The organism is Brevundimonas sp., assembly GCF_023259385.1.
In the GTDB taxonomy this organism is placed as follows: domain Bacteria; phylum Pseudomonadota; class Alphaproteobacteria; order Caulobacterales; family Caulobacteraceae; genus Brevundimonas.
Genome location: NZ_JAHFPF010000007.1, coordinates 22,567 through 30,366 on the forward strand (window position 1 = coordinate 22,567; position 7,800 = coordinate 30,366).

The window sequence follows — 7,800 nt, forward strand, 5'->3', positions numbered from 1 at the left end:
GTCATTCCGTGCCGGAGGGGGAGGCCCGGCCTTCTTCGAGGATCGTATCAAGGTTCGAGGCGATCGCCTCAATGCAGATGAAGTCCACCAGGTCGTCGACCTCGTGCGCCTTGTGCCGCGCGCTCTCATAGCCGAGCGTACGGGCATGACAGAAGCCCCGCTCGCGCCGCAGGGCGTCGACGGTCGAGACATAGAGGGCGCCGTCCAGCACGAACAGCGGCTCGATATCCTGCCGGCGCGGCATCTCGCCGAAGCTGGCCGCGGCATAGGGGGTGATCGCCCCCTCGTCGTCCTTGCGCACGGCGAAGGCGGGGTGGGCGGCTTCCAGCTTCGAGACGCCGACGATGGCGTCCGCGTCGGCGGCGGCCAGCTGGGTCAGCGCCGCGTCCACGTCCGAGCCCTCGGTCAGCGGCGACGTCGGCTCCAGCAGGACGACATAGTCATAGACGTCGCCCGCCGCCGCCAGCGTATCGACGGCGTGCAGGATGAAGCCGATGGAGGGGGCCGTGTCGCTGGCCAGCTCGGCCGGGCGCAGGAATGGGGCGTCGGCGCCGTGGGCGACGGCGATGTCGGCGAAGCCCTGGTCGTCGGTCGAGATGATCACCCGGTCGACGTGGGCCGAGGCGAGCGCGGCGGCGATCGGCCAGGCCAGCAGGGGTTTGCCCGCCAGCGGCCGGATGTTCTTCAGCGGCAGGCCCTTGGAGCCCTTGCGCGCCGGAACGATCGCGAGAACGCGCTTGCCGTCGATCATGACGCCGCCATTCGTCCGCGCAGCCGCTGCTGCACGCGGTCGACGATCTTGTGGAAGGCGAAGCCGGCCAGCGGATAGCGGATGCCCAGGTCGCGCTGGGCCTGACGCACGGCGCGGTTCTGGCGCATGATGCTGGCCATGTCTCCGCCGGTCGCGCCGCCCGAGCGCATGCGCACCATGATGCCGGGGATGTGGACCCATTTCAGGTCCAGCGTCTGGAAGACCCGCATCATGAACTCGACGTCGCCCGCCTGCCGGTATCCCAGGTCGAACACGCCGGCCTGATCGTAGACCCGGCGCCGCAGGAACAGCGTCGGGTGGGCCGGATGATGGCCGCGCGCGATGTTGGCCTTGGTCGGCGGACGTGAGCGCCAGACCCGTTCGATCTTCGCCGTATCGACCGGATCGACATAGGTCAGGTCGCCGTAGACGACGTCCACGGTCTCGTCCTCGAACGCCGCCATCACCTCGGCCAGCACGGTGTCGGAGGCGTAGAAGTCGTCGGAGTTGAGGAAGCCGATGACCTCGCCGCGCGCGCGGGCCAGCCCCTTGTTGTAGGCGTCGAAGATGCCCTTGTCGGGCTCCGACACCGCCGAGGTGACGCGCCGGCCTTCGCGGGCCACGATCTCCATGGTGTCGTCCTTGGAGCCGCCGTCGATGACCAGGTACTCGAAATCCCCGAGGGTCTGGCTGTTCACCGAGCGCAGGGTGTCGCCGATGGTGCGGGCGCTGTTGTAGCTGGCGGTGATCAGGGAAAGCTTGGTCATCATTCTGCTCCGGGCGCCGGCAGGGGCGGGGCCGCCCGGTCCTTGTCCGACAGGATCACCGTCTCCACGCCCAGCAGGGCGGGCAGGCGGTCGGCGATCGAGAACGCCTCCTCCGACGCCTCATCGTACCCGCCGTCGCAGACATACTCAAAGAGGGTGTCTTCCAGCGCATAGAAGCCGTGGGCGTATTCGGCGTCGATCCGCACCCAGCCGTCGGCGGGGGTCAGGGTCGTGGTCTTCAGTTCCCGGGCCGGGTCGTCCATCGAGACGACCACGTCGACGATGGCGCCTTCGACGACGCGGATGACCTTGGTCTGGGGCGAGGGCGCCTGCTGCACGTGCAGGCCGCGGAAGACGCCCCGCCTCGAGAACGAGCGCTTCAGCACCATGGCGTCGCTCTCGTACAGCACCTCCAGCCAGCCGCGATTGTCCTCGCGGCGCTGCGTCGTACCGTCCAGGCGAACGAAGGGATCCAAGGCGGTCAGCTCCAGTCGGCGGTCTTGAGCAGCACGGCCTTGCGGGCGGCCAGCAGGTCGGCCTCCATCATCTCGTCGACCATCTCCTCGAAGGTGATCTCCGGCTCCCAGCCCAGCTGGGCCTTGGCCTTGGACGGATCGCCCAGCAGGGTCTCGACCTCGGTCGGACGGAAGTAGCGCGGATCGACGCGGACGATGGTCTGGCCCGGCTTGATGGCGGGGCAGCGGGTCACGGCCTGGGCCGGATCGACGCTCTCGACCACGCCGACCTCGTCCACGCCCTGGCCTTCCCAGCGCAGGGTCACGCCGATGCGGGCCGCCGAGACCTCGACGAACCGGCGCACGCTGTACTGCTTGCCGGTGGCGATGACGTAGTCGTCGGGCGTGTCCTGCTGCAGCATCATCCACTGCATGCGGACGTAGTCCTTGGCGTGGCCCCAGTCGCGCAGGGCGTCCATATTGCCCAGGTACAGGCAGTCGCTCAGCCCCTGGGCGATCTCGCCCAGGCCGCGGGTGATCTTGCGGGTGACGAAGGTCTCGCCGCGCCGCTCGCTCTCGTGATTGAACAGGATGCCGTTGCAGGCGAAGATTCCGTAGGCCTCGCGGTAGTTCACGCACATCCAGTAGGCGAACATCTTGGACACGGCGTAGGGGCTGCGCGGGTAGAAGGGCGTGGTCTCCGACTGGATCGGCTCCTGCACCAGGCCGTAAAGTTCCGAGGTCGAGGCCTGGTAGAACTTTGTCTTCTTCTCCAGCCCCAGCAGGCGGATCGCCTCCAGCAGCCGCAGCGTGCCCAGCGCGTCGACGTCGGCGGTGTACTCCGGCGTCTCGAAGCTGACGGCCACGTGGCTCTGGGCGCCGAGGTTGTAGATTTCGTCCGGCTGCACCTCCTGGATGATGCGCACCAGGTTCGAGGTGTCGGTCAGATCGCCGAAATGCATCTGGAACCGCACGTCCGCATCGTGCAGGTCCTGATAGATGTGGTCCACGCGGTCGGTGTTGAACATCGACGACCGGCGCTTGATGCCGTGGACGCTGTAGCCTTTCTCAAGCAGGAATTCAGCAAGATACGAGCCGTCCTGGCCGGTGACCCCAGTGATCAGGGCGGTTTTTCTCATGTGGTCTCCAGTGTCGGCCCCGCGCGCCCTTTGGGGCGACGGCCTTCAAAATCAGCATGACGCGGCTCGATGACGCCGACGGGTGGTCCTATCGCAGGGCGCGTCTTTTGGACAAGGGGAGCTTTTGTGACGGTCGACCTCACGCTGTTACGCTTGTCGTATGCTCGCAGCGCGTTAGGTTGCGTGAAAGTTCATTGGGGGACGCCACATGTTTGATACCTTCACCGCCGGTCGCTCGGGTCTTCTGGACGCCGGAGGTTCCGACAACGGCTCGGTCGGGGGAGGTACGCGGTTCGTCGAGGGCGGCGGGTCTACGGCGAACTCGTTGTTCGGCGGGATCTCGAGCTATCAGCCGTGCGCCTGCTGCATGCGGTTCCACGGCGCGAACGCCACCGGTGACGGCGGCGGTCTCGGCGCGCTCCTGAACGGCGACGATCGCGGCGTCGTCGGCAGCACGAACAACAAGCCGTCCCTGTCGACCACCGACGCGGGCTCCCAGATCACCCGCACCAACAACAGCTGGGCCGCCGGCCTGGGCCAGGCGGCCACGGTCACCTTCGCCTTCCGTGTGTCCGCGCCGACCATGCCGACCGACACCACGGGCTTCAGCCAGTTCTCGGCGCAGCAGATCGCGGCGACCCTCCAGTCGCTGGCGGCGTGGTCCGACGTCGCCAACATCACCTTCACCCAGGTCACCGACCCGGGAAGCAACTATTCGAACAACGCCACCATCCTGTTCGGCAACTACTCGTCGGGCCAGGACGGCGCGGCCGCCTTCGCCTACCTGCCGGGCACGTCGCCGGGCTTCTCGGGCGCGAGCGCGGTCCAGGGGGATGTCTGGGTCAACAACTCGCTGTCCTACAACGCCGCTCCGGTGCTCTACGGCTACGGCACCCAGACCCTGCTGCACGAAATCGGCCACGCCATCGGCCTCAGCCACCCGGCGACCTACAACGCCAGCGCGGGGCAGAGCATCACCTATGGCGCCAACGCGATCTATTTCGAGGATTCGCGCCAGTACACGGTGATGAGCTATTTCCGTGAGCAGGAAACCGGCGCCGATTTCCGGCTGGGAGGGACGCAGCATTTCGCCTCGGCGCCGCTGATGGACGATATCGCCGCCGCCCAGCGCCTGTACGGCGCCAACACCACCACCCGGACCGGCGACAACACCTACGGCTTCAACTCCAACGCCGGCATGCCGTGGTTCTCGGCCACCACCTCGTCCAGCCCGCTGATCTTCTGCGTCTGGGACGCCGGCGGCACGGACACCTTCGACTTCTCGGGCTACACCGTCGCCCAGGTCATCGACCTGCGTCAGGGCGCCTTCTCGAGCGTGGGCGGCATGATCGGCAACGTCTCGATCGCCCTGGGCGCGGTGATCGAGAACGTCATCGGCGGCACCGGCGCGGACACCATTCGCGGCAACTCGGCCGACAACATCATTCGCGGCAACGGCGGCGCCGACGTGATCGACGGCGGTTTGGGCAGCGACACGGTCGTCTTCTCGGGCCCGCGGTCCAGCTACACCATCACCTGGAACGGTCGGGTCGGCACGGTGACGGCTACGGGCCAGGCCGCGGTGACGGTCACCAACGTCGAATTCCTTCAGTTCTCCGACATGACCATCGCGGCGGCGCCGACCGGCGGCCTGATCGTCGGCGGCGACGCCACCAATGAGACCATCTCGGGCACGGCCTTGGGCGACACCCTGGGCGGTCTGGGCGGCAATGACACCGTGAACGGCCTGGACGGCGACGACTATCTGGACGGCGGCTCGGGAGCCGACATCCTGAACGGCGGCGAAGGCTCCGATATCCTCATCGGCGGCCTGGGCAACGACACGCTGAACGGCGGCAACGGCATCGACACGGCGGACTATTCGGGCGCCCGGTCCGGGATCACGGTCAATCTGGCCACCGGACTCGCGACCGGCGGCGCCGGCGCCGATACGCTCTCCGGCGTCGAGAACGTGACCGGAACGGCCCAGGCCGACACCCTCACCGGCGACTCCAACGCGAACATCCTGCGCGGCGGGGGCGGCGCCGACACCATCTATGGCGGCGGCGGCGACGACCAGCTGTTCGCCGGCGCGCCGGGCGAGGGCGGCGGCGCGCCCGATATCGTGAAGGGTCAATCCACGGCGAACGCGACGATCGGGACCGCGGTGTCTCTCGCCGGCGGGTTCGACATTCGGAGCCGGGACGATGTCGCCAACTCGACGACCATTCCCCATGCGACGGTGGTCGCGACAGCCCATGGCGGCGTCGAGTACTACGCCTTCACGGTCAACGGCACGAATGTCGCGGTGACCTTCGATATCGACAACGCCAACTTCGATTCGACCCTGCGTCTGTTCGACGGCGCCGGCACCCCGCTGGCGAACAACGATGACGGCTCCGTCGTCGACGGCGCGGAAAGGGATGCGCAGCTGACCTACGTCTTCCCCGTGGGCGGCACCTACTACATCCAGGTCGGCCTGTGGCTGAGCAACAACGGCAACGGAACCTTCAACTCGGGGGCTCCCGTCGCGGGCAGCAGCTATACGCTGCATGTTTCCATCCCGAACCAGGAGGTCGTTCCCACCACGCTGGCGGGGTCCGAGCTCAACGGCGACGCGGGCGCGGACGTTCTGACCGGGGGAACCGGCAAGGACACGCTGAACGGCGGCGCGGACAACGACATCCTGAACGGCGGCGGCGAGAATGACACGCTGAACGGCGGAGACGGCGTCGACACCGCCGTGTTCTCGGGCGACCGCTCCGCCTATACGATCAGCACCAGCTCCGGCGTGACCACCATCACCGGGCCGGACGGCACGGACACCCTGACCAACGTCGAACGGCTGCAGTTCGCCAACGGCCTGTTCGACATCGCGGGCAACCCGATCACCACCGCCTCCATCGACGGGACGGCCAACGCCGACACCCTCGTCGGCACGGGGAACGCGGACGTGATCAACGGCCTGGGCGGGGACGACGTCATCACCGGCGGCGCCGGCAACGACACGATCGACGGCGGCCAGGGCAACGACACCGCCGTCTTCAGCGGCACGATGGCCCAGTCGACCGTCGTGACCAACGGCGCGACGACCACGGTGACCGGCCCCGACGGCACGGACACCCTGACCACTGTCGAATACCTGCGCTTCTCGGACGGCACCCTGATCGTGGGCGCCGGCGGCGGCCAGCTGTTCACGGGCACGGCAAACGCCGACACCCTGACCGGCACCGCCTTCAACGACCAGATCAACGCCGGCGACGTCTACGACACCGTCAACGGCGGCGCGGGCAATGACGTCGTGGACGGCGGCATCGGCACCGACACCGCCGTGTTCTCGGGCAATCGCTCGGCCTACACCCTCAGCACGACCGCGGGCGTGACCACGGTGACCGGACCGGACGGCACGGACACCCTGACGGGGATCGAACGGCTGCGCTTCGCCGACGGCCTGTACGACACGGCCGGCGCGCCGATCGTCAACACGATCACCGGCACGCCGAACGCCGACACCCTCGTCGGCACCGCTGAGGTCGATTCGATCGACGGCGGCTCCGGCAATGACGTGATCACCGGCGGCCTGGGCAATGACACCATCACCGGCGGCCAGGGCGTGGATACGGCGGTCTTCGCCGGTCTGTCCTCCGCCTATACGGTCTCGACCAACGCCGGCGTGACCACGGTCACCGGGCCGGACGGCACGGACACCCTGACGGGCGTCGAACGGCTGCGCTTCGACGACATCGTGCTGATCGTCGGCGCGGGCGGCGGCCAGTATTTCGCGGGCTCCGCCGGCGCCGACACCATCACCGGCACCGCCTTCAACGACTGGATCGAAGCCGGCGCGGGCGACGACGTCATCTCGGCGGGCGATGGTTCCGATGTCATCTACGCGGACCGGGACGCCGCCGGCGCGATCTTCGCGGGCAATGACGTCGTCAACGGCGGCGCGGGCGTCGACTGGCTGTACGGCGATGGCGGCGACGACAGCCTGAACGGCGGCGCCGACAACGACTACCTCTACGGCGGCGACGGCGACGACGTCCTGATCGGCGGCGCCGGGGCTGATTTCGGCCAGGGCGGGAACGGTATCGACACCCTCGACTATTCCGGCACCCCCTTTGCTGCAGGCCCGATCACGGTCAACTTCTCCACGGTGCCCAGCGGGGCGCAGGCCGGCCTGATGATCGCGACCGGCAGCGGCGGCGACGCCCAGGGCGATAATTTCCAGTCCATCGAGCGGCTCATCCTCACCGAGTTCGATGACACGGTGTTCGCGTCCAACATCCTGACGACCGCGGGCGTTATCGTCTTCGGCAGGGGCGGCGCCGACAACCTCTGGGGCAGCCAGAACACCGACTACTTCGACGGCGGATCGGGCAACGACAATCTGCGCGGCCTTGACGGTGACGACACCCTTGTCGGCGGCGGAGGCAACGACCTGCTGGACGGCGGAAACGGCATCGACACGGCGGACTATTCCGGCGCGGCGGCGGGTGTCACGGCCCAGCTGAACACGGGCCAGGCGTCCAACGACGGCGACGGCGGCGCAGACACCTTCACCTCGATCGAGAACCTGACCGGTTCGGCCTTCAACGACGTGCTGCTGGGCGACGGGGGAAGCAACGTCCTGCGCGGCGGAGCCGGCTATGACGTGCTGATCGGCCTGGCCGGGAATGACGTCATCC

Annotated in this window: 5 protein-coding genes; 1 reads left to right on the forward strand and 4 read right to left on the reverse strand. The window is 68.0% G+C overall.

Features of this window, described 5'->3' with window-relative positions; genetic code table 11:
- Nucleotide 1: 1 nt before the first annotated feature.
- From Q0C81_RS00975 to gmd, 4 genes are read right to left on the reverse strand one after another with little or no spacing between them, the layout of a single operon-like run.
- A complete protein-coding gene (locus Q0C81_RS00975) occupies nucleotides 2-751 on the reverse strand; it encodes an acylneuraminate cytidylyltransferase family protein (RefSeq protein WP_291832356.1) in 750 nt (249 codons plus the stop codon).
- Nucleotides 748-1,518 (reverse strand): glycosyltransferase family 2 protein, encoded by a 771-nt coding sequence (locus Q0C81_RS00980; protein ID WP_291832358.1) that lies wholly within the window; start codon nucleotides 1,516-1,518, stop codon nucleotides 748-750. The genes Q0C81_RS00975 and Q0C81_RS00980 overlap by 4 nt, the downstream gene beginning before the upstream one ends.
- On the reverse strand, nucleotides 1,518-1,994 hold the full coding sequence (locus tag Q0C81_RS00985) for a dTDP-4-dehydrorhamnose 3,5-epimerase family protein (RefSeq protein ID WP_291832360.1): 477 nt from the start codon (nucleotides 1,992-1,994) through the stop codon (nucleotides 1,518-1,520). Before Q0C81_RS00985 ends, Q0C81_RS00980 begins: the two co-directional genes overlap by 1 nt.
- A gap of 5 nt (nucleotides 1,995-1,999) precedes the next feature.
- Nucleotides 2,000-3,112, reverse strand: a complete 1,113-nt coding sequence (gene gmd, locus Q0C81_RS00990) for a GDP-mannose 4,6-dehydratase (protein ID WP_291832362.1) — start codon at nucleotides 3,110-3,112, stop codon at nucleotides 2,000-2,002.
- A gap of 208 nt (nucleotides 3,113-3,320) precedes the next feature.
- On the opposite strand from gmd, the gene Q0C81_RS00995 reads away from it, so the two are divergent.
- On the forward strand, nucleotides 3,321-7,800 hold a 4,480-nt coding region (locus Q0C81_RS00995; protein WP_291832364.1), incomplete at its 3' end, for a M10 family metallopeptidase C-terminal domain-containing protein.